23 protein-coding genes are annotated in these 23,638 nt (G+C 66.7%); 12 read left to right on the forward strand and 11 right to left on the reverse strand.

Annotation, left to right across the window (positions count from 1 at the left end):
* Positions 1–49: 49 nt before the first annotated feature.
* Positions 50–1,063 carry a TIGR00266 family protein gene (locus BKE09_RS10985; protein WP_075675765.1) on the forward strand — a complete coding sequence of 338 codons (1,014 nt, stop codon included), beginning with the start codon at positions 50–52 and terminating at the stop codon, positions 1,061–1,063.
* A 182-nt stretch (positions 1,064–1,245) separates the two neighbouring features.
* On the forward strand, positions 1,246–2,238 hold the full coding sequence (locus BKE09_RS10990; protein WP_075676699.1) for a patatin-like phospholipase family protein: 993 nt from the start codon (positions 1,246–1,248) through the stop codon (positions 2,236–2,238).
* Between the two features lie 39 nt (positions 2,239–2,277).
* Here BKE09_RS10990 and BKE09_RS10995 read toward each other — a convergent pair whose 3' ends face one another.
* The gene (locus tag BKE09_RS10995; protein ID WP_049446786.1) at positions 2,278–2,763 is read right to left on the reverse strand and encodes an Lrp/AsnC family transcriptional regulator; all 486 of its coding nucleotides are present in this window, start codon (positions 2,761–2,763) and stop codon (positions 2,278–2,280) included.
* A gap of 125 nt (positions 2,764–2,888) precedes the next feature.
* Between BKE09_RS10995 and phhA the strand changes: the two genes are divergently transcribed.
* Positions 2,889–3,782, forward strand: coding sequence for a phenylalanine 4-monooxygenase (gene phhA, locus BKE09_RS11000; RefSeq protein ID WP_075675766.1), 894 nt, complete (start codon positions 2,889–2,891; stop codon positions 3,780–3,782).
* Positions 3,783–3,888: 106 nt separating this feature from the next.
* Here phhA and BKE09_RS11005 read toward each other — a convergent pair whose 3' ends face one another.
* Positions 3,889–4,944: a LacI family DNA-binding transcriptional regulator gene (locus tag BKE09_RS11005; protein ID WP_075675767.1), complete on the reverse strand. Its 1,056-nt coding sequence runs from the start codon at positions 4,942–4,944 to the stop codon at positions 3,889–3,891.
* 240 nt (positions 4,945–5,184) lie between these two features.
* On the opposite strand from BKE09_RS11005, the gene BKE09_RS11010 reads away from it, so the two are divergent.
* The 5 genes from BKE09_RS11010 to BKE09_RS11030 all read left to right on the forward strand — a co-directional run bounded on the left by BKE09_RS11010 (position 5,185) and on the right by BKE09_RS11030 (position 11,103).
* Positions 5,185–5,775 carry a cysteine dioxygenase family protein gene (locus tag BKE09_RS11010; protein ID WP_075675768.1) on the forward strand — a complete coding sequence of 197 codons (591 nt, stop codon included), beginning with the start codon at positions 5,185–5,187 and terminating at the stop codon, positions 5,773–5,775.
* Between the two features lie 116 nt (positions 5,776–5,891).
* Positions 5,892–6,530 (forward strand): bifunctional 4-hydroxy-2-oxoglutarate aldolase/2-dehydro-3-deoxy-phosphogluconate aldolase, encoded by a 639-nt coding sequence (eda, locus tag BKE09_RS11015; protein WP_075675769.1) that lies wholly within the window; start codon positions 5,892–5,894, stop codon positions 6,528–6,530.
* A gap of 96 nt (positions 6,531–6,626) precedes the next feature.
* Complete coding sequence (gene adhP, locus BKE09_RS11020) at positions 6,627–7,655, forward strand: alcohol dehydrogenase AdhP (protein WP_075675770.1); 1,029 nt, start codon at positions 6,627–6,629, stop codon at positions 7,653–7,655.
* A gap of 127 nt (positions 7,656–7,782) precedes the next feature.
* Positions 7,783–8,181, forward strand: a complete 399-nt coding sequence (locus BKE09_RS11025; protein ID WP_075675771.1) for a hypothetical protein — start codon at positions 7,783–7,785, stop codon at positions 8,179–8,181.
* Positions 8,182–8,349: 168 nt separating this feature from the next.
* Positions 8,350–11,103, forward strand: a complete 2,754-nt coding sequence (locus BKE09_RS11030) for a TonB-dependent receptor (protein WP_240502900.1) — start codon at positions 8,350–8,352, stop codon at positions 11,101–11,103.
* Positions 11,104–11,200: 97 nt separating this feature from the next.
* Here the strand turns inward: BKE09_RS11030 and BKE09_RS11035 are convergent, their stop codons facing one another.
* The gene (locus BKE09_RS11035; protein WP_032954739.1) at positions 11,201–11,599 is read right to left on the reverse strand and encodes a hypothetical protein; all 399 of its coding nucleotides are present in this window, start codon (positions 11,597–11,599) and stop codon (positions 11,201–11,203) included.
* Positions 11,600–11,745: 146 nt separating this feature from the next.
* Here BKE09_RS11035 and BKE09_RS11040 point away from each other — a divergent pair, with 146 nt between their 5' ends.
* Complete coding sequence (locus tag BKE09_RS11040) at positions 11,746–12,090, forward strand: hypothetical protein (RefSeq protein WP_075676701.1); 345 nt, start codon at positions 11,746–11,748, stop codon at positions 12,088–12,090.
* A gap of 228 nt (positions 12,091–12,318) precedes the next feature.
* Here the strand turns inward: BKE09_RS11040 and BKE09_RS11045 are convergent, their stop codons facing one another.
* Positions 12,319–14,409, reverse strand: a complete 2,091-nt coding sequence (locus tag BKE09_RS11045; protein ID WP_075675773.1) for a TonB-dependent receptor — start codon at positions 14,407–14,409, stop codon at positions 12,319–12,321.
* A gap of 171 nt (positions 14,410–14,580) precedes the next feature.
* On the opposite strand from BKE09_RS11045, the gene BKE09_RS11050 reads away from it, so the two are divergent.
* From BKE09_RS11050 to BKE09_RS11060, 3 genes are all read left to right on the forward strand, one after another.
* Positions 14,581–15,783: an amino acid aminotransferase gene (locus BKE09_RS11050; protein WP_075675774.1), complete on the forward strand. Its 1,203-nt coding sequence runs from the start codon at positions 14,581–14,583 to the stop codon at positions 15,781–15,783.
* Between the two features lie 340 nt (positions 15,784–16,123).
* Positions 16,124–17,140, forward strand: a complete 1,017-nt coding sequence (locus BKE09_RS11055; RefSeq protein ID WP_014035428.1) for a class 1 fructose-bisphosphatase — start codon at positions 16,124–16,126, stop codon at positions 17,138–17,140.
* A 108-nt stretch (positions 17,141–17,248) separates the two neighbouring features.
* A complete protein-coding gene (locus BKE09_RS11060) occupies positions 17,249–17,956 on the forward strand; it encodes a 2OG-Fe(II) oxygenase (RefSeq protein WP_049413404.1) in 708 nt (235 codons plus the stop codon).
* Positions 17,957–18,013: 57 nt separating this feature from the next.
* Here BKE09_RS11060 and BKE09_RS11065 read toward each other — a convergent pair whose 3' ends face one another.
* The 7 genes from BKE09_RS11065 to exbB form a co-directional block, all read right to left on the reverse strand.
* Positions 18,014–19,105 (reverse strand): PA0069 family radical SAM protein, encoded by a 1,092-nt coding sequence (locus tag BKE09_RS11065; protein WP_075675775.1) that lies wholly within the window; start codon positions 19,103–19,105, stop codon positions 18,014–18,016.
* A gap of 101 nt (positions 19,106–19,206) precedes the next feature.
* Positions 19,207–19,950 carry a pyridoxine 5'-phosphate synthase gene (locus BKE09_RS11070; RefSeq protein ID WP_075675776.1) on the reverse strand — a complete coding sequence of 248 codons (744 nt, stop codon included), beginning with the start codon at positions 19,948–19,950 and terminating at the stop codon, positions 19,207–19,209.
* 9 nt (positions 19,951–19,959) lie between these two features.
* Entirely contained in the window at positions 19,960–20,229 is a 270-nt protein-coding gene (locus tag BKE09_RS11075) for a hypothetical protein (RefSeq protein ID WP_075675777.1), read from the reverse strand.
* Between the two features lie 40 nt (positions 20,230–20,269).
* Complete coding sequence (cls, locus tag BKE09_RS11080; RefSeq protein WP_042358375.1) at positions 20,270–21,730, reverse strand: cardiolipin synthase; 1,461 nt, start codon at positions 21,728–21,730, stop codon at positions 20,270–20,272.
* Positions 21,731–21,890: 160 nt separating this feature from the next.
* Complete coding sequence (locus BKE09_RS11085) at positions 21,891–22,304, reverse strand: biopolymer transporter ExbD (RefSeq protein ID WP_005411740.1); 414 nt, start codon at positions 22,302–22,304, stop codon at positions 21,891–21,893.
* A gap of 3 nt (positions 22,305–22,307) precedes the next feature.
* Positions 22,308–22,733 (reverse strand): biopolymer transporter ExbD, encoded by a 426-nt coding sequence (locus tag BKE09_RS11090; RefSeq protein ID WP_005421196.1) that lies wholly within the window; start codon positions 22,731–22,733, stop codon positions 22,308–22,310.
* A 61-nt stretch (positions 22,734–22,794) separates the two neighbouring features.
* Complete coding sequence (gene exbB / locus BKE09_RS11095) at positions 22,795–23,556, reverse strand: TonB-system energizer ExbB (RefSeq protein WP_005411738.1); 762 nt, start codon at positions 23,554–23,556, stop codon at positions 22,795–22,797.
* Positions 23,557–23,638 lie beyond the last annotated feature (82 nt).

Below are 23,638 nucleotides of genomic sequence, written 5' to 3' on the forward strand. Positions count from 1 at the left end.
CGGTGCGCTCGCTAGACTCGGGGTTTTCCAGCGCCGCGGAGCCGCCGCAATGACCCAGTGGTACTTCCATGCCTCCGCCCAGGCCGACCGCGTCGGACCCCTCGATGACGAGGCCGCGCGCCGCTATGCGCAGGCCAACCCGCGCGCGCTGGCCTGGTGCCAGGGCATGGCGGGCTGGACGCCGACCGCCGAGGTGGCCGAGCTGCGTGCGCCGGGCGCGGGCCTGCCAACCCCGCCGCCGGTTCCTTCCAACACCGCCGGCAATCGTGCCGACGACATCGAATTCCGCATCGTCGGCCATGAAATGCAGTTCGTGGAGATCGAGCTCGACCCCGGCGAAAGTGCGGTGGCCGAGGCAGGCGCGTTGATGTTCAAGGACGCCACGGTGCAGATGGACACCGTGTTCGGCAGCGGCGCCGCCAGCAGCGGCGGCCTGATGGACAAGGTGATGGCGGCCGGCCGCCGTGTGCTGACCGGCGAGAGCCTGTTCGCCACCGTCTACACCCAGACCGGCCACGGCAAGGGCAAGGTCGCCTTCGCCGCGCCCTACCCCGGCACGGTGCTGGCGATGCGCCTGGACCAGCACGGTGGCCGCCTGATCTGCCAGAAGGACAGCTTCCTGGCCGGCGCACGTGGCGTGCAGATCGGCGTGCAGTTCCAGCGCAAGATCATGACCGGCCTGTTCGGCGGCGAGGGCTTCATCATGCAGAAACTGGAAGGCGACGGCTGGGTCTTCATCCATGCCGGCGGCTGCGTGATCGAGCGCGAGCTGGCCGCGGGTGAACGCCTGGACGTGGATACCGGCTGCGTGGTGGCCTACCACTCCAGCGTGGACATGGACGTGCGCCGGGTGGCCGGCATCAAGAGCATGCTGTTCGGCGGCGAAGGCGTGTTTCTGGCCACGCTGACCGGCCCGGGCAAGGTCTGGCTGCAGTCGCTGCCGTTCTCGCGCCTGGCCGGCCGCATGTGGATGGCCGCGCCGCAGGGCGGTGGCCAGAGCCGCGGCGAAGGCTCGGTGCTGGGCGGCCTGGGCCGGATGCTGGACGGCGACAACCGGTTCTGACCACCCCGGTAGTGCCGGCCGCTGGCCGGCAACCCCGTGGACCGTTGCCAGTTTCCCAATGGTTGCCGGCCAGCGGCCGGCACTACCTTTATGAATAGGGATCTCCCCCACCCTGCCCGCACCGCCATGGCTTCGGTATGCTGGCGCCCTTTCCTGAATCCGGCGCCGCGAGCGCACTGCCGATGAGCCTGTTCCGCCCCCGCATGCTGCTGTCCGTCGCCCTGATCGGCCTGCTGGCCGGCTGCGGTGGCGACCCGGTCCGTCCCACGCCGCCGCCGGCGCCGACCGTGGTGCCGCAGGCCAAGCCGATCAAGATCGGCATCGCTCTCGGTGGTGGCGCAGCCAAGGGCTTCGCGCACATCGGCGTGATCAAGATGCTGGAAGCCAACGGCTTCGAGCCGGCTGTGGTCTCCGGCACCAGCGCCGGCAGCGTGGTCGGTGCGCTGTATGCCAGCGGCATGGACGCCTTCCAGATGCAGAGCAAGGCGGTCGCGCTGGACGAAGCCAGCATCCGCGACGTGCGCCTGTTCTCCGGTGGCCTGGTGCAGGGCCAGAAGCTGCAGGACTACGTCAACGAACAGGTCGCCAACCGTCCCGCCGAGCGCCTGAAGAAACCGTTCGCCGCCGTTGCCACCCAGCTGGAAACCGGCGAGCGCTCGATCTTCGTGCGCGGCAACGTCGGCCAGGCGGTGCGCGCGTCAAGCAGCATCCCCGGTGTGTTCGAGCCGGTGAAGATCGGCGGCCGCAACTACATCGACGGCGGCGTGGTCAGCCCGGTGCCGGTGGATGCCGCGCGCCAGCTCGGCGCCGACTTCGTGATCGCCGTGGACATCTCCAGCAAGGCCAACGGCAAGGCACCGACGGACATGCTGGGCATCGTCAACCAGTCCATCTCGATCATGGGCCAGCGCCTGGGCGAGCAGGAACTGGCGCGCGCCGACATCGTCATCCGCCCGAAGGTGCTGGACATCGGCGCTGCCGATTTCAGCCAGCGCGGCACCGCGATTCTGGAAGGCGAAAAGGCCGCGATGGCGGCCATGCCGCAGATCCGCGCCAAGATCCAGCAGCTGCAGCGCGCGCGCGCCGCCGCAGCGGCACCGGCGCCGGTGGCCGCACCGAAGTGCGAGGAAGCCTCGCGCCTGGGCAAGCTGATGGGCCGCAAGGACAAGTGCTGATCCGTTGATGCCAGGCCACCGGGCACGCCTGGTGGCCGCTCAGGGCTCCAGCTGCGACAACGGCAACGCCTGGAAGCCCTTCACCGTGCGCAGCACGAAGCTGGAATTGGCATCGGCCACGCCACCGGCGTTGAGCAGCCGGTCCAGCAGGAAGTGCGAGAAATGCTCCAGGTCGCGCACGTAGACGTGCAGCAGATAGTCCATGTCGCCGGTCAGCGCATGGCAGGCCACCACCTCATCCCAGCCCTGCACGCTGTCCACGAAGTGGCCGATGGCGGCCTGGTCGTGCTTTTCCAGCTGCACGCGCACGAAGGCCTGCAGGCCAAGGCGCAGCTGGCGCGGTTCCAGCCGCGCGCCATAGCCGACGATCACGCCCTCGCTTTCCAGCCGCTGCAGGCGGCGCAGGCAGGCCGAGGGTGAGAGGTTCACCCGCGTCGCCAGCTCGGCGTTGGTGGCGCGCCCATCCCGCTGGATTTCAGCCAGCAGGCGTATATCCGTGCGATCGAACTGGACTTCTCCGGCCATTGTTGCCCCGCAACATGGTGAGTACGCAAGGATATTGCGCCAACAGGGCCAATCGACGCAACTTTTGCAACCCTGTTGCGCGCGCCCTGCCCTAGCATCGTGGGTATCCCGTCAAGGAGTGCCCCATGGACCTCGCCCAGCCCCGCCGCGTCGAACACCAGCAGACCGACAAGGGCTACGTGCCGGTGTATACCACCGCGCTCGTCGAGCAGCCGTGGGACACCTACAGCGCCGACGACCACGCCACCTGGAGCACGCTGTACCAGCGCCAGCGCGAGCTGCTGGTCGGCCGTGCCTGCCAGGAGTTCCTGGACGCGCAGGACGAGATGGGCATGAGCGCGCACATGATTCCGCGCTTCGACCAGCTCAACGAAGTGCTCGGCGCCGCCACCGGCTGGACCCTGGTCGGCGTCGAAGGCCTGCTGCCGGAACTGGATTTCTTCGACCACCTGGCCAACCGCCGTTTCCCGGTGACCTGGTGGATCCGTCGCCCGGACCAGATCGACTACATCGCCGAACCGGACCTGTTCCACGATCTGTTCGGCCATGTGCCGCTGCTGATGAACCCGGTGTTCGCCGACTACATGGAGGCGTACGGCCGTGGCGGCGTCAAAGCCCACGCGATCGGCCCGGATGCGCTGCAGAACCTGACCCGCCTGTACTGGTACACGGTGGAGTTCGGCCTGATCGATACGCCCGACGGCCTGCGCATCTACGGCGCCGGCATCGTGTCGTCGAAGGGCGAATCGCTGTACTCGCTGGAGTCGGCCGCGCCCAACCGCATCGGTTTCGACCTGCAGCGGATCATGCGCACCAAGTACCGCATCGATACCTTCCAGAAGACCTACTTCGTCATCGACAGCTTCGAACAGCTGATGCAGGCGACGTCACCGGACTTCACCCCGATCTATGCAGCACTGGCCGACCAGGCGCATCTGCCGGCCGGCGAGGTGCAGGGCGATGACCGCGTGTTCCAGAAGGGCACGGGCGAAGGCTGGGCCGACGGCGGCGACGTGTAAGCGCGTAACGCACACTGCCTCATAGTGGAAACGGCGCACCCTGGTGCGCCGTTTTCGTTGTTGCCTGCACCGTCCTGTCGCGACGGCGCAGGCGAGGGCAGGGCACTCAGCCGTCCACGGCCCGGCAGGAACCGCGCACCATCAGCTGCGGATGCACGCTGGCCGCAGTCGGCGCCTCCGGTACGTCGGTCTGCACCAGCATCGCCGCCGCCATGCGGCCGATGTCGGAGACGTGGCGGCGTACCGACGTCAGCGGCGGCCATAGCCGCGATGCCAGCGGGCTGTCGTCGTAGCTGACGATCGACAACTGCTGCGGCACTGCGATGCCGGCACGCAATGCCACCTGATACACGCCAGCGGCCATTTCGTCGTTGCCGGCGAAGATCGCACTGGGGCGTTGTCCGCCCATCAGCAGGCGCTCGGCGGCATGCACGCCCGACTCGAACGTATCGCCCGCTTCCAGCACGCGTTCACCCGGCAGGGTCAAGCCGACCTGCGCCAGTCGATCAAGGAAGCCATGGGTACGCTCGCGGGCAGCACGCCGGTCACCGGGACCGGCAATCACCGCGATATCGCGATGGCCCAGCGAGAGCAGGTAGCCCGCAGCCGCGGCGGCACCATCGCGATCGTGGGTGACCACCGCCTGCACGTCTTCCTCCGATGCATGCGCGTTGATGCGGATGTAGCGGCAGTCGATCGCGTCCAGCATCTGCGCCAGCGCCACCGACTCGGAGGCGCGCGGGCCGAGGATCACGCCATGCAGCTTCTGCTGCTGCACGAAGCGGCGCACGCCGTCCGCACAGTCCGGATCCTGGCTGTTGCACGGGTGCACCACCAGCTCATAGCCGGTGCCGCGCAGCGCTTCCAGCGCGCCGTGCTGCAGGTCGACAATGCATTGGGCGCCGGGGTCGTCGTACACCAGGCCGATCAGGAAGGAGCGGCGGAACGCGAGTCCGCGCGCCAGTGGGTCGGGCACGTAACCGACCTCGCGCATCAACGCCTCGACCTTGTCGCGGGTGTCTTTGCGCACCAGCGGCGAGTTGTTGATGATTCTTGAAACCGTTTTCTTGGAAACTCCCGACAGTCGTGCGATGTCGTTGATCGTGGCAGCCTTGCCCTTCGATGCCGGCAACGCGGCATCGCTAATATTTCGCACTGACATGTATAGAACCAGGTAAGTCGGAGAATTCTAGCCTTGCGCCCGTCGGGCGCGAAGTTGCGGAATGTCGCAGCGGATCTGAATCGTGTCGTGTTCGACACGTTTTGCTGCGCGAGGTTCCATTGTGATCGCTCTACTGCCTCTGCATCTGAACCGTTCTTCCGCGCGTGTTCACCCTGAATGCGGACGCGACGCGCGCGAACGCCAACATTCCCTTAACCATGCTCCGCTACAGTCAGGTGCATGGACCTGCAGACCTCTCCGCTTCCGCCGTTCCGTGGCCGCGACCGGTTGATCGCCGCGGTCGACGCGGCGATGACCTCCGGTGATGCCGGGCGCATCACCGCCGACCTGCAGCTGGCGCTGCAGGAAGCCATAACCGACAGCCGCATCGAATTGCCCGAATGCGTGCATCGGCCGGTCAGTGATCATTACGCGCGACGTCCGCTGTACCACAGCCGCGAACACGGCTACAGCGTGATTGCCATGAGCTGGGGCCCAGGGCAGGGCACGCCGCTGCACGACCACGATGCCATGTGGTGTGTGGAGGGAGTGTGGTTGGGCGAGCTGGAGATCACCCGTTACGAGCTGCTGGAGCGCGCCGGCGAGCGCTGGCGTTTCCACCGCCACGCCGCGCTGCGCGGGGGCTGCGGCAGTGCCGGCAGCCTGATCCCGCCGCACGAGTACCACACCCTGCGCAACGCCAGCGATGACGCGTTGGCGATCTCGGTGCACGTGTACGAGGCGCAGATGGAGCGCTCGGCGGTGTTCGACCCGCTCGGCGGCGACTGGTACCAGCGCCGCATCCAGGCACTGCAGGCCGACCCCGCCTGAGCCAGGCACGGGGGCAGGGTGCTGCCAGCACCTTCGCGATCCACGTGGCATCATGCGCCGCTGCGCTGCCGGGCCCGGCAGCATCCGCGATGCCCGGTCGGGCAAGGAGCAAGACGATGTCCAGCGCTGATCCGCGCCTGCGCGCGCTGTTGAAGCTGGCACCGGTGATCCCGGTGTACACCCCTGAAGATGTGAATGAAGCGGTCGAAGTGGCCCAGGCGCTGTTCCGCGGCGGCCTGCCGGTGATCGAAGTGACCCTGCGCACACCGCAGGCGCTGGATGCGATCAAGGCCATGGTCGAGGCCGTGCCCGATGCCGTGATCGGCGCCGGCACCGTGCTCAACGCCGCGCAGATGCAGGCGGCGAAGCAGGCCGGTGCGCGTTTTGCCGTTTCCCCCGGTGCCACGCCGGCGCTGTATGCAGCCGCGCGCGATGCAGATCTGCCGTACCTGCCCGGTGCCGCCACCGCCTCGGACCTGATCCAAGGCCTGGAACACGGCCACGACACCTTCAAGTTCTTCCCGGCGGTGCAGGCCGGTGGCGCTGCGCTGCTGGCGGCCTGGCACGGCCCGTTCGCCGATGTGCGCTTCTGCCCGACCGGTGGCATCAGTGCGCAGACCGCGCCGCAGTTCCTGCACCTGCCCAACGTGCTGTGCGTGGGCGGTTCGTGGCTGACCACCCCGGCGCTGCTGCAGACCCGCGACTGGGACGGGATAGAACGCCTGGCCCGCGAAGCGTCGGTGCTCGCCAGCTGAACCCGCTCCACGAATCTTCAAAGGTTTGATCGTGATCAAAGCGCCGGCCTCGTGCCGGCGTCATTCTGTGGGCAAGCGCACTACGGAGATCCGAACATGAATTCGACCATGAAGGCCGCTGTCGTGCGTGAGTTCGGCAAGCCACTGGTGATCGAGGAAGTCTCGGTACCGCGCCCGGGGGCGGGCGAGGTGCTGGTCAAGATCGAGGCCTGTGGCGTCTGCCACACCGACCTGCACGCCGCCGAGGGCGACTGGCCGGTGAAACCGAACCCGCCGTTCATCCCCGGTCACGAGGGCGTGGGGCACGTCGTGGCCGTGGGAGGCGGGGTAGGGCACGTCAAGGAAGGCGACAGGGTCGGCATCCCCTGGTTGTACTCGGCGTGTGGCCATTGCGAACACTGCCTGGGTGGCTGGGAAACGCTGTGCGAGACACAGCGCAACACCGGTTACTCGGTCAACGGCGGCTTCGCCGAGTACGCACTGGCCGATGCCAACTATGTTGGCCTGCTTCCGAAGGAAGTAGGCTTCGTCGAGATCGCGCCGGTGCTGTGCGCCGGCGTGACCGTCTACAAGGGCCTGAAGGTCACCGACACCAAACCCGGTGACTGGGTGGCGATTTCCGGCATCGGTGGCCTGGGCCACATGGCGGTGCAGTACGCCCGCGCGATGGGCCTGAACGTGGCTGCGGTGGATGTGGACGACAACAAGCTGGCATTGGCCCGGCAGCTTGGCGCGCAGATCACCGTGAACGCGCGTACCACCGATCCGGCCGCCTTCCTCAGGAAGGAAATCGGCGGCGCGCACGGCGCGCTGGTCACTGCGGTGTCGCCGAAGGCGTTCGAGCAGGCGCTGGGCATGGTCCGCCGTGGCGGCACCGTCTCGCTCAACGGACTGCCGCCCGGTGATTTCCCGCTGGACATCTTCGGCATGGTGCTCAACGGCATCACCGTGCGTGGCTCGATCGTCGGCACCCGGCTGGACCTGCAGGAGTCGCTGCAGTTCGCTGCAGAAGGCAAGGTTGCGGCCACGGTCAGCACCGACCGCCTGGAAAACATCAACGACGTGTTCGCGCGCATGCATGCGGGCACCATCGAAGGCCGCGTGGTGCTCGATTTCGCCGCCTGACCGCCTGTGCATGGCCGCCGTCGCTCCGTCCCCCTCTCCCACGGACGCGGCGGCCATGCCGATCCATCGGTAGTGCCGGCCGCCGGCCGGCAACCCCAGGCACTTCGCGCCGCCGTACAATGCGCGCATGCCCGGCCTGCTCAAGACCCTGTTCCTGTCCATCGTCGCCCTGATCGGTGGCGTGCTGTCGCTTGCGCTGGTCAGCAGCGTCGCCAGCTGGCTGCCCCCGCTGCTGGGCATGTCGCCGCACAACAACAGCGTGCAGCTGGGCTGGGATCTCGCCTTCAGCGTGCTCGGTGGCATCGCGGGCATTTCCTTCGCCACCTATTACGCGCCCTGCTGGCCGCGTTCGCACGGCTTCTCGATCTGGTCGCTGATCGCGCTGGGCTGTGGCTACGCCATGTGGACGCTGGGTGCGGATTACCCGTTCTGGTTCGTCATTTCGCTGCTGGCATCGCTACCGTTGCAACTGCTGGTCGGCTGGTGGTTCGGCCGTCGCGCCTCGCGCAGCGCAACACAGGCTTAATAATTCCTCCCTAGGCTCGGTGCCCGCCGACCGTCGGCAACGCGGCGCAGGGGTCTGTCCCATGGATATCGGGCAGGCGCGACGCACGTCACCACAGGGAACCGGGGAATCCATCCGATGCGTCACCAGATCCGGGAGGCTGCAGCTGCAGCCCCTCATGCGAAGCGTTTGTCCCGTGCCGTGCACGCCGTGCTGATCGGCGGCCTGGCCGTATTGCCGGTCGATGCCATGGCCGAGGCCGAAGAGGCCGACGGCGATACCCGAGAACAGCTGCAGCAGCTGGACACCGTCACCGTCAGTGGCAGCTACGCGAAGAGCCTGGAGCGTGCGGTCGATCTGAAGCGCGCCAACATCGGCTTCTCCGATTCGATCGTCGCCACCGACGTCGCCGATTTCCCCGAGCAGAACCTGGCCGAAGCGCTGCAGCGCATGCCCGGTGTCACCATCGAACGCAACAAGGGGCTGGGCAGCAAGGTCAGCGTGCGTGGCCTGCCCAGCGAATTCACCCTGGTCTCGATCAACAACCTGGCCACGGCCTCCGGCAGTGGCGGTCGCGACGTGCAGTTCGACATCTTCGCCGCCGACGTGGTGCAGACGGTCACGGTGCAGAAGTCGCCGACCGCTGCGGACGAAGAGGGTGGCATCGCCGGTTCGGTCTACATCGAAACCGCCAAGCCGTTCGACTACGCCGAGCCGAAGTTCAGCGCTTCGGCCGAGGCCTCGCACAACTCGATCAACGGCAAGGTCGACCCGAAGATCTCGTTCCTGGCCAGCGACACCTGGGGCGACTGGGGCGGCCTGGTGTCGTTCTCCAAGGCCAAGCGCAGCAACCGCACCGATTCCAATTCCGGCATCAACTTCCGCCCGATGGGCCGCTTCCTCGAAGCGTCCGGTTCGCGTTCGTCGCAGGCCGCGGCCGTGCTGGCGCGCGATGCTGGCATCGTGGTGAAGAACCGCATGGACAAGGACGAAACCAGCCGCATCATCTTCCAGGACAAGGTCGGTGATCGCGTCTATCTCAACGACCAGGACCAGTGGGGTGCGACCGCATCGCTGCAGTTCAAGCCCAGCGAAACGTTCTCGCTGAGTTTCGACGCGATGCTCGGCGGCTACGACACCCATGAGGACGAATACGATGCGGCGGCCTACTCCGCCTCCAGCCGCAGCACGCTGGACCGCATCTACGACTACGACCGCACCACGCTGGGCGACCATGGCATCACCGTGCTCAGGGACGTGGCCTACACCGCCACCCAGCACGAGATCCTCAGCAAGGACCGCAACGCCAACACCGACTATCGCCAGTTCAGCAGCAAGCTGGACTGGAAGGTGGGCGGCTGGGACATCGATGCGCTGGTCGGCTACTCCGGCGCACGCAAGGACTCGGACTACGCCAACCTCAAGCACGTCGCCTATGCGCCGTCGCGTACGCGCTGGACCGGCAACGGGGGTGAAACCGTGCCCAGCAGCGCCGGCGGTTTCGACATGTACAACACGGCGGACAAGTACCTGTTCGAAGCCTACGAAACCGAAGTGGAGAACGTGAAGGACGACAAGTACGCCGCGCAGCTGGACCTGCGCCGGCAGATGAACCTGGCGTTCTTCCCGGCATTGAGCGCAGTGCAGTTCGGTGCGCGCTATACCGACAAGACCAAGCAGCGCGCGTTCGGCAGCGGCAAGATCCAGGGCCCCTCGGCCGGCAGCGCGGCGTGGGTGAACAAGCGCACCCTGGCCGACAGCAACCCGGTGTGGATCAGCCAGCTGGCACCGGGCGGTGCCTATCGCCCGAGCGATCTGGACTGGCAGCAGATTTCCAACGCCTACGCACGCGCCACCTTCCGCTATCCCGGTTATGCGACACCGCTGGATCCCGGCCAGTACTACGAGGTGAAGGAGAAGACGCTGGCGCTGTATGCGATGGCCGATTTCTACTTCGACATCGGCCATGTACCGGTGTACGCCAATCTCGGCGTGCGGTCGATCGACACCGACGTCGACTCCTCCGGTTTCCATCCGGTACAGAAGCCCGATGGCAGCAGCGGCTTCACCGCTACGCCGATCTCCAGCAGCGGCGACTACAGCAAGCTGCTGCCGAGCTTCAACATGACTGCCGAGATTGCCGATGGACTGGTGCTGCGCGCTGCGGCGTCGGAAACGCTGATGCGTCCGTCGCTGACCGACATCGCCTACCGGCGCACGGTCAGCTGGAGCAGCTTCCGCTTCATGGATGGCAACCCGGCGCTGAAGCCGACCACGGCAAAGCAGTGGGAAGTCGGCCTGGAGAAGTACCTGCAGAACGGCGGCCTGCTGGCGGCGTCGTACTTCTCCAAGAAGATCGACGGCGTGGTGCGGCAGTCGCTGACCGGCATCGTGCCGAACGTCGAGAAGCTCAACGCCAACGGCTCACTGGATGGCTACTACGACTTCGAGGTGTACCAGCCGGTCAATGCCGATGGTTCGTACAAGGTCAGCGGCGTGGAGCTGGTCGCACAGCTGCCGCTGTCGATGCTGCACCCGGCGCTGGAAGGGTGGGGCATCAATGCCAACTACACGCAGCTGGACAACTCGCTGACCGGCGCATCGGATCTCTCGATCCCGACACCGCCGGAGGGGCTGGCCGAAAAGGCGTACAACTTCACCCTGTACTACGAGAACGACCGCTTCAGCGCGCGCGCCTCGTACAACTACAAGGACAAGTACGTCGAGTACATCCATCTCAACATGTACCCGGTCTACCGCGATGCGTATGGCCAGCTGGATGCCTCGATCGGCTTCCGCCTCAACGACACCTGGAAGCTGAACCTGGAGGCGATCAACCTGCTGGATGAAGAGACCAGCGGTTACACGATCGACAAGGCATTCCCGACCCAGTACGAGTTCTCCGGGCGCCGCGTCACCTTCGGCATCCGCGCGGACTTCTGATCGATGCGCGGCGGCGCCTTCAGGCGCCGCCATCCGGTAGTGCCGGCCGCTGGCCGGCAACCACAGGACATCCTAGCGTGCATGCCGAACCTCTGCGCTACTGCAGCAAGGGCCTCACCGCCGCCGCCGGAATGTGGTCCAGCGCGCGCCAGGCGTCTTCCACCACCGGCCGTGCCTGCGACCAGCTCAACCGCGACTGCCCGCGCATCTGTTCCCAGTGCTCGGCCAGTTCCTCGCAGGTATCGGCCGCGTCACCGCGCGGCCAGTCAGCAGCGTGGGTGGTCAGCGCGAAGGCATAGACCGGGCACAGATCACGCCAGTTACGGTGGTTCTGCCCGCGACGCTCTTCGTAATCGCTGAGCATGTACTGCAGGTAGTCCTGCGCCACCGCCTGCGGATCTTCATGGCGGCGCGTGCGGCGTTGCGCGGTGCGCTGGCCGAGCGGATCGAGCAGGGCGTTGAACACGGACGGTGCGGGTCGTTCAAGACGGGGCATGGCCGGCTCCTGCAGCGGGGGCGGGTGGGCAGGAATACGCGCGGTGCCGTTACCGGGGGGTGAGCGAGATGTTCATGACGCCGGGTTCGCGGCGGCTTTACCTGTGGCGCGGTGTAGTGGTGGCCCCGAGCGCAGGTAGCCAGACCATGAGCCGAGAGACTTCCCGCGACCCGATGCGCGCGAACCATCCGCCCATTCCCGGCGAGCAGCGCGGCAAGCATGATGCCGACACTGCCGACTACCGAGGCACCGGTGCGCCGTTCTACGACGCCGAGCACGGTGGCGACCATCTGCCGGTGAAGCACGAGGCTGAACAGGCCGCCCAGGACCGCAAGGATGGCGGAGACCGCCATCGCGGCGGCCAGGAGAGCCCGCTCAAGCGCCGCGAACGCAAGCAGCACGCCAGCGACAACCAGGACGAGGCGTTGGAGGAGACGTTCCCGGCCAGCGACCCGACCTCGCCCTTCGTGCCGGCCAAGGCACCCGATTGAAAGGTAATGCCGGCCGCTGGCCGGCAACCTCCTGACGTCCTGCACGGCGCGATGCCGCCAGGGCCACCGAATTACGGGTAGTGCCGGCCGCTGGCCGGCAACTTCCTGACGTCCTGCACGGCGCGATGCCGGCCAGGGCCACCGATTTACAGGTAGTGCCGGCCGCTGGCCGGCAACTTCCTGACGTCCTGCACGGTGCAATGCCGACCAGCGGTCGGCACTACCCCTTCAGCGCCACGACCATTGCAGGCCGACGTTGGCCCGCCGTCCCGGTCCCGGCTCGTAGAAGCGCCCGTTGCCGTCATTGACGATCACCGAGCCGATATAGGCCTGGTCCAGCACGTTCTCCAGCCGGGCAAAGGCGCGCAGCTCGCCACCCGGCAGGGTCCAGCGACGCCCGGCTTCCAGACGCAGCAGGGCGAAGCCGGGCGCGCGTTCGGTCGCCACGTCGTTGACCACGGTATCGCTGCTGGCGGCGGCCTCCAGCGCCCACTGCCACTCGCCGGGTGACCATTGCAGCCGGGCGAAGGCCTGCTGGCGCGGTACCCCGGGAAGGCGGCTGCCGGCAGCAACCAGGGTATTCGAGGTCAGGTACGGCGAACGCACCTGCGCCTGCAGCCAGGTCCACGCCAGCTGCAGCTCCAACTGCTCGGCCAGCGGCTGGCGATACTGCAGTTCAACCCCCTGGCGGCGGGTGCGGCCGACGTTGCGATAGGTGCTGCGACCTCCGTTGTTGCTGGCAACGGCCAGCTCATCGTCGGTATCTGCGCGGAACAGGCTGACATCAAGCTGGGTTCCATCCTGTGCGCGCCACTTGCTGCCGACCTCCAGGCTGCGGCTGCGCGCCGCCGCCAGATCCAGCGCCAAGCCCGCCTGGCCATCGGCGCGATAGCCCAGCTCGTTGAAGGTGGGCGTCTCGAAGCCGCGGCCCACCGCGGCATGCAGGCGCCACTGCGGGCTGGCCTCGAAGCTGATCCCGGCCACCGGCGTGGTCGCCTGGTAGCGGCGCCGGCCACTGTCGTCGGGGTTGGCGCCAACGATGTAGCGGTCGTCGGACGCGAAGCGCACCGCGCTGTGGCGCACGCCCGCCAGCAACGACCAGCGCGGGCTCCACTGCCACCAGGCCTGGGCGAACTGGTCCACGTTCTGCACGGTGTCGATCTGGTCGCGGCGCAGGCGCCCGCGCACACCCAACGTACTGCCGATGAAGTTCTCGAAGCCGGTGCGGTGCTGGCGCTGCCGATCCGCGCTGAGCCCGGCCACCACGTCCAGCGGCCGGCCGGCGAGGTCGCCGCGCCAGCCCCAGCGCGCGTCCAGCCCACCATAGCCGCCCTCCAGATCGATCACCCCGCCGGCATGCAGTGGGTTGGCCTGGGCAGCCGGCGGAATCGGCAGGTATTGGGTCACCGTGCGTTGGCCGGCATAGCCCATCAGCTGCCAGCGCTGCGCCCCGGTCTCCCGGGTCCAACGCAGACCGGCCTGCTGCTGGCGCACCGATTTTCGGGTGTTGTACTGGTGCGCCACGGCGGTGGCCTGGCGCGGATCCGCCGCCACCTGGGCACGGCTCAGGCCCAGCGGGTCCTGCGCATCGGGGGCATCCAGCGCATTGAGCAGCAGCTCCAGCCGCCCACCGCCCAGATCACCACCGATGCGCGCATTGAGCGATTCACGGCGCGCGTGGCTGTGGTCGCGCCAGCCATCGGTGCGGAAGTGGTTGGCGGCGATGTTGTAATCCAGAACACGGCCGGCACCCTTCAGTTGCGCGCCGACGCTGAGCGTGTTGTCGGCACCGGCATTGAGCCGCAGCCGCCACGAGTCGCCGGGCTGGCCCTGCGCGCTCCACACCTGCAGCACGCCGCCGGAGGAATTGCCGTACAGCGCCGAGAACGGCCCGCGCAGCACCTCGATGCGTTCGGCGCCCAACAGGCTGGCGTGCGACAGCTGGCCCTGGCCGTCGGGCATGGTCGCCGGTACCCCGTCGATCAATACCCGCACCCCGCGCACACCGAAGGTAGAGCGCGCACCAAAGCCACGGATCGACAGCTGGGTGTCCTGCGCGAAGTTCTGCCGGTCGCGGGCGACCAGGCCCGGGACCCCGGCCAACGCCTCGGACAGCTGCGCGCCGGCGCCAGCGCGGCCGGCGTCGATCCAGACCGTGTCCTGGCTGGCCGGCAGCGCGAACGGGTCGATGCCCGGCACCCGCGCGGCCTGCACCTGCACGCTGGGCAGGGCGGTCGGCGCGGGCTCGGCCATGGCCGCCCAGGGCGACAGCAGCAGGGCGGACAACGGCAGGCAACGGCGGCGTGCGGCAGGATTCATGATTCAGGTTGATGGATCGGGCGGCAACGCACGCCATGGTACGGGGCCGCGGATGACGATGGCGGCGGCCAGCCCCGGCAGGCTTTGTTACGATGGGCTGTTTCCGGCCGAAAAGCCGCAAGCCGCGTAGCGCACTTCCTCCCCCTTTCCGTCTACCGAACGAGTACCGCCGTGTCCTTCTTTGCAAACGTGGAACTGGTCCCAGGCGACCCGATCCTGGGCCTGACCGAGGCGTACAACGCCGACAGCCGCCCGACCAAGGTCAACCTGGGTGTGGGCATCTACTACGACGAGAGCGGCCGCATTCCGCTGCTGCGCGCCGTCAAGCAGATCGAGCAGCAGCTTGCCGCTGAAGCCAAACCGCGCGGCTACCTGCCGATCGATGGCCTGCCGGCCTATACGCAGGCCACACGTGAGCTGGTGTTCGGCAAGGACTCGCCGCTGCTGGCCGCCGGCCGCGTCACCACCGCACAGACCGTCGGTGGCAGCGGTGCGCTGCGCGTCGGCGCCGACGTGCTGAAGAAGCTGCTGCCGCACGCCACCGTTGCGCTGAGCAACCCGAGCTGGGAAAACCACCGCGCCGTGTTCAGCGCGGCCGGCTTCGAGGTGGTGGAGTATTCCTACTTCGACCCGACCACCCATGGCGTCAACTTCGATGCCCTGCTGGCCGACCTGGGCAAGCTGGAAGCCGGCACTGTGGTGCTGCTGCACGCCTGCTGCCACAACCCCACCGGTGCCGACCTCACGGTCAGCCAGTGGAAGCAGGTCGCACAGCTGCTGAAGGACCGCCAGCTGTTCCCCTTCATCGACATGGCCTACCAGGGCTTCGACAAGGGCATCGAGCAGGACGGCGCCGCCGTGCGCATCATCGCCGAAGCCGGCATCGACAGCTTCATCGTCGCCAACTCGTACTCCAAGTCGTTCTCGCTGTATGGCGAACGTGTGGGTGCGCTGTCGATGGTGGCGCCGACCGCCGCTGACGCCAAGGCCGTGCAGTCGCAGGTCAAGCGCGTGATCCGCACCATCTACTCCAGCCCGTCCACCCACGGTGCTGCGCTGGTGGCCGGCGTGCTGACCAACCCGGAACTGCGCGCGATGTGGGAGCAGGAGCTGACCGAGATGCGCGAGCGCATCCACGCCCTGCGCCAGGGCCTCGTCGAGAAGCTGGCCGCTGCAGGTGCACCGCAGTTCGGCTTCATCAACGAGCAGGCCGGCATGTTCTCCTACTCCGGCCTGAGCCGTGAGCAGGTCGAACGCCTGCGCGACGAGTTCGGCATCTACGCCGTCGGCACCGGCCGCATCTGCGTGGCCGCGCTGAACCAGAACAACCTGGAATACGTCGCCAAGGCCGTGGCCACCGTCGCCAAGGGCTGAAACAACGCTCCAGTGGTTTGAAGACAAAGGCGCCGAAAGGCGCCTTTGTTTTTTGCTTTTGCTCTTGCCTTTGCCATCCCCACCGCGCTCGCGGCGAACCCTGAAGCGCGTGGGAGGGGGAGGTGATGCAGGACCGTTGGCGCCATGGATGGCGCCATCGAGCTTACATGGACGTACTTGCAGCGTGTCCTGCATCGCCTCCCCCTTCCACGCGCCTCGACAAAAGGAAGGCGCCACGAGCGCAACGCATCTGGAAACGATTACGCCTTCCCGCGCTCACGCACGCCCCCGCCAGACGGGCGACAATAGGCGTTTTCCCGCTGCCGAGACCTGCCCGCTCATGTCCCGTACTTCGTTGACCCGCTTCCTGATCCAGGAACAGCACGCCGGCCGCATCAATGCCGACCTGCGCCAGCTGATCGCGGTCGTCGCCCGCGCCTGCACCAGCATCTCCATCGCCGTCAGCAAGGGCGCCCTCGGTGGCGTGCTCGGCGACGCCGGTACCGGCAACGTGCAGGGTGAAGCGCAGAAGAAGCTGGACGTCATCAGCAACGAGATCCTGCTCGAAGCCAATGCCTGGGGTGGCCACCTCGCCGCCTGCGCCTCGGAGGAAATGGACCACAGCCAGCCGGTGCCGGACATCTATCCGCGCGGTGATTTCCTGCTGCTGTTCGATCCCCTCGATGGCAGCTCCAACATCGACGTCAACGTCTCCGTCGGCACCATCTTCTCGGTGCTGCGCTGCCCGACCAACGTCGAGCTGCCGGGCGATGACGCCTTCCTGCAGCCGGGCAGCAAGCAGATCGCCGCCGGCTACTGCATCTACGGGCCCAGCACCCAGCTGGTGCTGACCGTCGGCCATGGCACCCACGCCTTCACCCTCGACCGCGAGAAGGGCGAGTTCGTGCTGACCACCGAGAACATGCAGATTCCGGCGGCCACCCAGGAATTCGCCATCAACATGTCCAACCAGCGCCACTGGGAAGCGCCGATGCAGGCGTACGTCGGCGACCTGCTGGCGGGCAAGGAAGGCGCACGCGGCAAGAACTTCAACATGCGCTGGATCGCCAGCATGGTGGCCGACGTGCATCGCATCCTGACCCGCGGCGGCATCTTCATCTACCCGTGGGACAAGAAGGACCCGTCCAAGGCCGGCAAGCTGCGCCTGATGTACGAAGCCAACCCGATGGGCCTGCTGGTCGAACAGGCCGGCGGCGCTGCCTGGACCGGCCGCGAGCGCATCCTCGACATCCAGCCCGACCAGCTGCACCAGCGCGTGCCGGTGTTCCTCGGTTCGCGCGAGGAAGTGGCCGAAGCCGTGCGCTACCACCACGCGCACGACGACGCACAGGGCTGACAACCGATCGCCTGACAGCGGTCATGGCAGATCGATGACATGACCGTGGGGTGACACCGAGGGCGGCAAACGGCACCATCAAGCCGTTGCCGCCTAAGGAATGCACGCATGCACGAGCAAGGCCCGGTCGATTTCATCGAAGTCATCCACAACGCCGTCCCCAGCGAGGTCTGCGCGGCGATCGTCGAGCGCATGCGTGCGACGCGTGGCCTGCTGCCCGGTGCGGTGGGCAGTGGCGTGTTCCCGGAACTCAAGCACAGCAAGGATCTGCGCATCAGTGGCCTGGACGGCTGGCAGGACGTCGACCAGCAGCTGCAGATTGCGGTGTTCAATGGCCTGCTGACTTATCTACGGCGTTATCCACAGGCATTGATCGCCCCGCTGATGTTGCAGATCCAGGACAGCAACGGCCAACCGCGACGCCTGTCTGCCGAGGACTTCCCCGACATGCCGCCGCAGCAGTTGGCCGACCTGGCCCGTACCTGCCTGCGTCCGGGTGCAATCAACCTGCAATGGTATGCGGCAGGCGAGGGCGGCTACCCGTACTGGCACTGCGAGCTGTACCCGAAGGATGCCCAGGCCGAGACCCTGCACCGGCACGTGCTGTGGACGCTGTACCTCAATGACGACTTCGACGAGGGTGAAACCGAGTTCCTGTTCCAGGGCCGCAAGATCGCGCCACGTACTGGCAGCCTGCTGATTGCACCGACGGCGTTTACTCATACCCATCGTGGCAATCGGCCACAGGGCGGCGACAAGTTCATCGCGACGAGCTGGATCCTGTTCCAGAGTGCGCAGAAGTTGTTTGGGGGGTGACGTCGAGCTGCAACGTCGGGCTCGGATGTAGAGTCGAGCCATGCTCGACTGATGGACTCAGAACAACGAACCCTGCGGCGATTCCTTGCGCGGCGGCAGCGGCTTCACGAACCGGCTGCAATCCAGCTTCGGCCAGTGGCTGTTCTGTGCATTGAATCCCAACCGCTTGCGCGCCAGCTTGAAGCGGTTGTTCAACAGATCGGCATATACGCCCTGGCCGCGCATGCGGGTGCCGAACTGGCTGTCGTAGTCCTTGCCGCCACGCAGCTGCTGGATGGTGCTCATCACGTGCGCGGCGCGATCGGGATGGTGCGTATCCAGCCAGTCGCGGAACAGCGGCGCCACTTCCAGTGGCAGGCGCAGCAGCACGTAGCCGGCGGTGCTCGCACCTGCGTCGTGCGCGGCCTCCAGCACGGCTTCCAGCTCGCTGTCGTTGATCCACGGAATCACCGGCGCCACCATCACACCGACCGGAATGCCGGCGTCATGCAGGCGCTTCATCGCGCGTAGCCGTGCATGTGGCGCTGATGCGCGCGGCTCCAGCTTCGCGGAGAGATGCGGATCCAGCGAGGTCACCGAGAAGTGCACGCTGACCAGGTTCTCCGCGGCCAGCGGCGCGAGCAGATCGATATCGCGCTCGACCAGTGCGTTCTTGGTGATCAGCGAGAACGGATGCCTGGTCTCCAGCATCACTTCAATCAGCTGGCGGGTCAGCTTGAACTTGCGTTCGATCGGCTGGTACGCATCGGTGTTGATGCCCAGCGCGATCGGCTGCGGCACGTAACCCGGCTTCGACAGTTCCTTGCGCAGCAGTTGCGGCGCATTGGTCTTGGCGAACAGCTTGGTCTCGAAATCCAGGCCCGGCGACAGATTCAGATAGGCATGCGAGGGGCGCGCAAAGCAGTACGAGCAGCCATGCTCGCAGCCGCGGTACGGATTTACCGACTGGCTGAAGCCGACGTCCGGCGAATTGTTGCGGGTGATGATGCTGCGCGCGGTTTCGGCACGCACCTCGGTGCGCAGACGCGGGGCGAGGAATTCCTCGCTCTCGTCGACCGCCCAGCCATCGTCCACCGCCTCGCTGACGGTGCTTTCAAAGCGCCCGGCAAGGTGGGACGTGGAACCTCGGCCCTTGATCGCAATACCCATTGCGGCAGGGTACGTCGCCACCGTCTCAATGGCTGCGACGACCGCCTGAAGGGTTCAGGGCGGTGCGGAGTCGAGCAGGGCTCGACGCTGCAGGGGAGGGGTCAGAGCAGCGTCAGGTACCCGCGCACGGTGGCATCCAGCCCGTCATACAGCGCCTCGCCGATCAGCGCGTGGCCGATCGACACCTCCAGCACCTCCGGCACATGGGCCAGGAAGTCGCGCAGGTTGTCCTGCGACAGGTCGTGGCCAGCATTGACGCCGAGGCCGACGGCCTGCGCGCGGCGGGCGGCAGTGGCGAACAACGCCAGCATCGCGTCGGCGTCGCCAGCCGCATGCGCCTCCGCATAGGGCCCGGTATACAGCTCGATGCGGTCCGCACCCACGTCGGCCGCCTGCTCCAGCAGCGGGTTGCCCGCGTCGACGAAAAGGCTGACCCGGCAGCCCATCGCTTTCAGTTCGGCGATCAGTGGGCGCAGCCGCTCGGCATCCCGCGCGAAGTCGAAACCGTGGTCGGAGGTGATCTGCCCATCACCATCGGGTACCAGGGTGACCTGCGCCGGGCGGGTCTGTTCGCACAGCGGCAGCAGCCCCGGGTAGCCCTCGCGCGGCGGCGCGAACGGATTGCCTTCGATGTTGAATTCAACGCCACGCGCGCGGGTCAACGTGGACAGGGCCAGCACGTCCTCGGCGGTGATGTGGCGGCGGTCCGGCCGCGGGTGCACGGTGATGCCATGTGCACCGGCATCCAGGCAGGCCTGGGCGGCGCGCACCACGTCCGGTTCGGCGCCGCCGCGCGAATTGCGCAGGACGGCGATCTTGTTGACGTTGACGCTGAGCTGGGTCATGGAACGGGACTACTTGGAAAGAGGGGATGGGCCGTGGTCGTTGTGGTCTTCGCTGCGGCGGGCCTGGGCCTGTTCGCGCAGGCGGCGCAGCTCTTCGGCATCGATCAGGGTGGCCGGGTCACGCTGCAGGTCGCCGAAACGGGCCACGTAGCGGCCGCGTACCCAGGCCAGCAGGAAGGCCAGGGCAGCCAGCAGGCACAGGGTCATCAACCCCGCGCTCGGGGTCTTCAGCGCGAAGGCAAAGCAGCCCAGCGCCAGCAGCAGGTACAACCAGTACATAGTCGGGCTCCCCGGATGATCGCCGCAGTGTAGCGCTGCGTCAGAGCAGCGGCGAGGCCAGCCGGGCGAAGGCCTCGGGCAGGCGGTGCAGCCATAGCGAGCGGCCGGCCTGGTCATGCACCCGAGTGGCGCGGTCGAATTCGCCCTGCAGCAGTTCGGCCAGCGCGGCGACACGGTCACGGTCGCTGATCATCATCGACAGCTCGAAGTTCAGCCGGAAGCTGCGATGGTCGAAGTTGGCACTGCCGACAATGCAGACATCGTCATCGGCGATGAACGCCTTGGTATGCAGCATCCGCGGGCCGTATTCGTAGATCTTCACGCCAGCATGCAACAGCTCATCGAAGTAGGAGCGGGCGGCCTGGGTGACGAACCAGGAATCGCTCATCTTCGGTACCAGCAAGCGCACGTCCAGGCCGCCCAGTGCAGCCGAGGTCAGTGCCATCCGCGCCGCTTCGCCCGGCACGAAATAGGGCGTGACCAGCCACACCCGCTCATGCGCTTCCTGGATCGCCGCCACATGCAGGCGATGGATGGTCTCCCAGCCCGAGTCGGGCCCGGACACCAGCACCTGCGCGCTGATCGGTCCGTCCGCGCGCAGCGGCATGTCGGCCGGCCACAGCCGGGCGATGTCGAAACGGGAGTGGTCCTGGCCACTGGCGTAGAGCCAGTCCTCGGCGAACACCAGCTGCAGGCTGCGCACCACATGGCCGCGGATACGCATGTGCAGGTCACGGTAGGCGTCCGGCCTGCGGCTCTCGTCTTCCTCGTCGGTGATGTTGATGCCGCCGGTGAAGGCGAGGCGACCGTCGACGATCACCAGCTTGCGGTGCGTGCGCAGGTTCAGCCACGGGCGCTTGAACGGCTTCAGCAGCTGCCGCGGATGGAACCAGATCGCTTCACCGCCGGCATCCAGCAGGGGCTGCAGGAAGCGGCGGGGCAGGGCAGAGGAGCCGACCGCATCCAGCAGCAGGCGCACCTGCACGCCGGCCTGCGCGCGCTCGACCAGGGCATCACGCAGGGCGGTGCCGGCGTGGTCGGGATTGAAAATGTAGTACTCCAGGTGGACGTGGTCGCGCGCCTGCGCGATCGCGTCGAGCAGCGCGGCGTAGGTGGCTGCGCCGTCGACCAGCCAGGTCACCTCGGTGGCACTGCTGGGCGCCAGCCCGGTGGTGGCCTGGGCAACCTTGGCCAGTTCGGTGCAGTCCGAATCGGGCGGGCAGACGTCACTGTAATGCTCCATGCCCGAGCGGGCGCGGCCACGGCGCAGCCGCTGCCGCTTCACCTTCTGCGGGCCCAGCAGGTAGTAGATGAAAAGCCCGAGGTAGGGGAGCAACGCCAACGAGAGGATCCAGCTCAGCGTGGCCACCGGCTCGCGCTTCTGCAGCATGATCCAGCCCGCCAGCGCGAACAGGTACAGCAGGTAGGCCACCGCCAGGATCGTGCCGAGGTGGGCGATGCCGTCGAGCCAATGGCGCAGGGAGTCGAAGAGGGCGAGCATCCGCCGATCATAGCGGCGCATGCTGCCTGTTGGGGTCAGATCCCTCTTCCGCAGGAAAAGGGATCTGACCCCGATGGGACCCCACGGGCACAAAAAAAGACGCCCCTGTTTCCAGGGGCGTCTGCAGTCGCGTCATGACTGTTGTGTTGCGGTGTAGCGTTTACTGCTGCACAAAACCGATCTTCTTCATCTGAGCATTCTTCGCGGCGGCCAGAACCTTGGCCATCACGTCGTACTCGGAATCCGGGCTGGCGTCGATGCGCAGTTCCGGCTGGTTGGTCGGGTCACGCTGGACCTCCTGCTCCATCCGCTGCTGCAGCTCGCTGGTATTGATCGGGCTGTTGTTCCACGAGACCTGGTTGCTGGCGTCGATCTTCAGTTCGATCGGCGGCGGCGGTTCGACCAGCTGCGGCGGTGGGTTGAGCACGCGCTGCGGCAGGTCCACGGCGATCGGGTACGTCATGATCGGCGCGGTCACGATGAAGATGATCAGCAGAACCAGCATCACGTCCACGAGGGGCGTGACGTTGATGTCTGCCATGGGGCCCTTGCCACCACCACTACTGAATGCCATGGCTTATTGCCCCTTTTCTTTGGTCGCAACGAAGCCGACGTCCAGCATGCCCTGTTCCTGCGCGACCTTGGTCAGGTCGTTGATGACGCGCATCTTGGTGGTGCGGTCACCACGCAGGTTCAGCGGCGGCTGCGGGGTCTGCTGTGCGGCGGTCGCCAAGCGCGACTCGAGAGTCTGCTTGTTGATTTCTTCGTCGTTCCAGTAGATCGAGCCGTCTTCCTTGACTGCCAGCGTGATCGGGTTCGGACGCTTTTCAGCATCTTCCGGCTTCTGGATCAGGTTGGCTTCCGGCAGATCCACCTTGACCTTGTGGGACATCAGGGGCGCCGTGATGATGAAGATGATCAGCAGCACCAGCATCACGTCCACGAGGGGCGTAACGTTGATGTCGGCCATGGGGCCGCCGCTGTTACCACTACTGAAAGCCATAACGGGCTCCGTCTAGATCTTGGTGACTACTTACTTCGTCGCTGGGTGACGCGCGCCGCAATTAGCGGACGCGCGAACCGGTGGCGAAGAAGTCGTGCAGGTCGTGCGCGAAGGTATCGAACTTGCTGATGGTCGCGCTGTTGATCTTGCTGAAGAAGTTGAAGGCGAACACGGCCGGGATTGCGACGAACAGACCGATCGCGGTCATGATCAGCGCTTCACCCACCGGGCCGGCAACGGCGTCGATCGAAGCGGAGCCGGTGGCACCGATCTTGATCAGCGCGCCGTAGATGCCCCACACGGTACCCAGCAGACCGACGAACGGAGCGGTCGCGCCGACGGTGGCCAGCAGGGTCATGCCCGACTGCAGCTTGTTGCTTTCGCGGGTGACGGCCTGACGCAGAGCGCGGTCGACGAACTCCGAACGGCTCAGGTTCTCACCGACGCCGCCGGTAGCACCGCCTTCAGCGCGCTGGTGGTGGGCAGCTGCCTGGGCAGCGTCCAGGGCGATCTTCGAGAACGGCTCCGAAGCCGGCTGCTCTTCCATCGCACGGATGGCGTCCTGCGCGTTCGGGGTGTCCCAGAACAGGCTGACGACGCGATCAGCGGCGCTCTTCAGGCGGGTGGCACGGAAGATGTTGATGACGGTCCAGTACCAGGACATGGCCGACATGGCGATCAGGGTCAGCAGCACGACCCAGGAAACCGCGAAATCACCCGGCTTGGTGGTCATTTCGTGGATCAGGTGCTCGAAGCCCATCTGCGACAGGGCGTTGGACGGATTGCCCCCGGCAGCAGCGGCGATGAAAATTTCCTGCAGCATGACGCTTACCTTTGTTGTGTGTGGTGATAAAGGGTGTAGCTAAGCTAAACAATCGAACTGGGAGCGGGGGTGGCCAGGCGGC

It is taken from the genome of Stenotrophomonas sp. TD3, assembly GCF_001939825.1.
Classification (GTDB): Bacteria; Pseudomonadota; Gammaproteobacteria; order Xanthomonadales; family Xanthomonadaceae; genus Stenotrophomonas.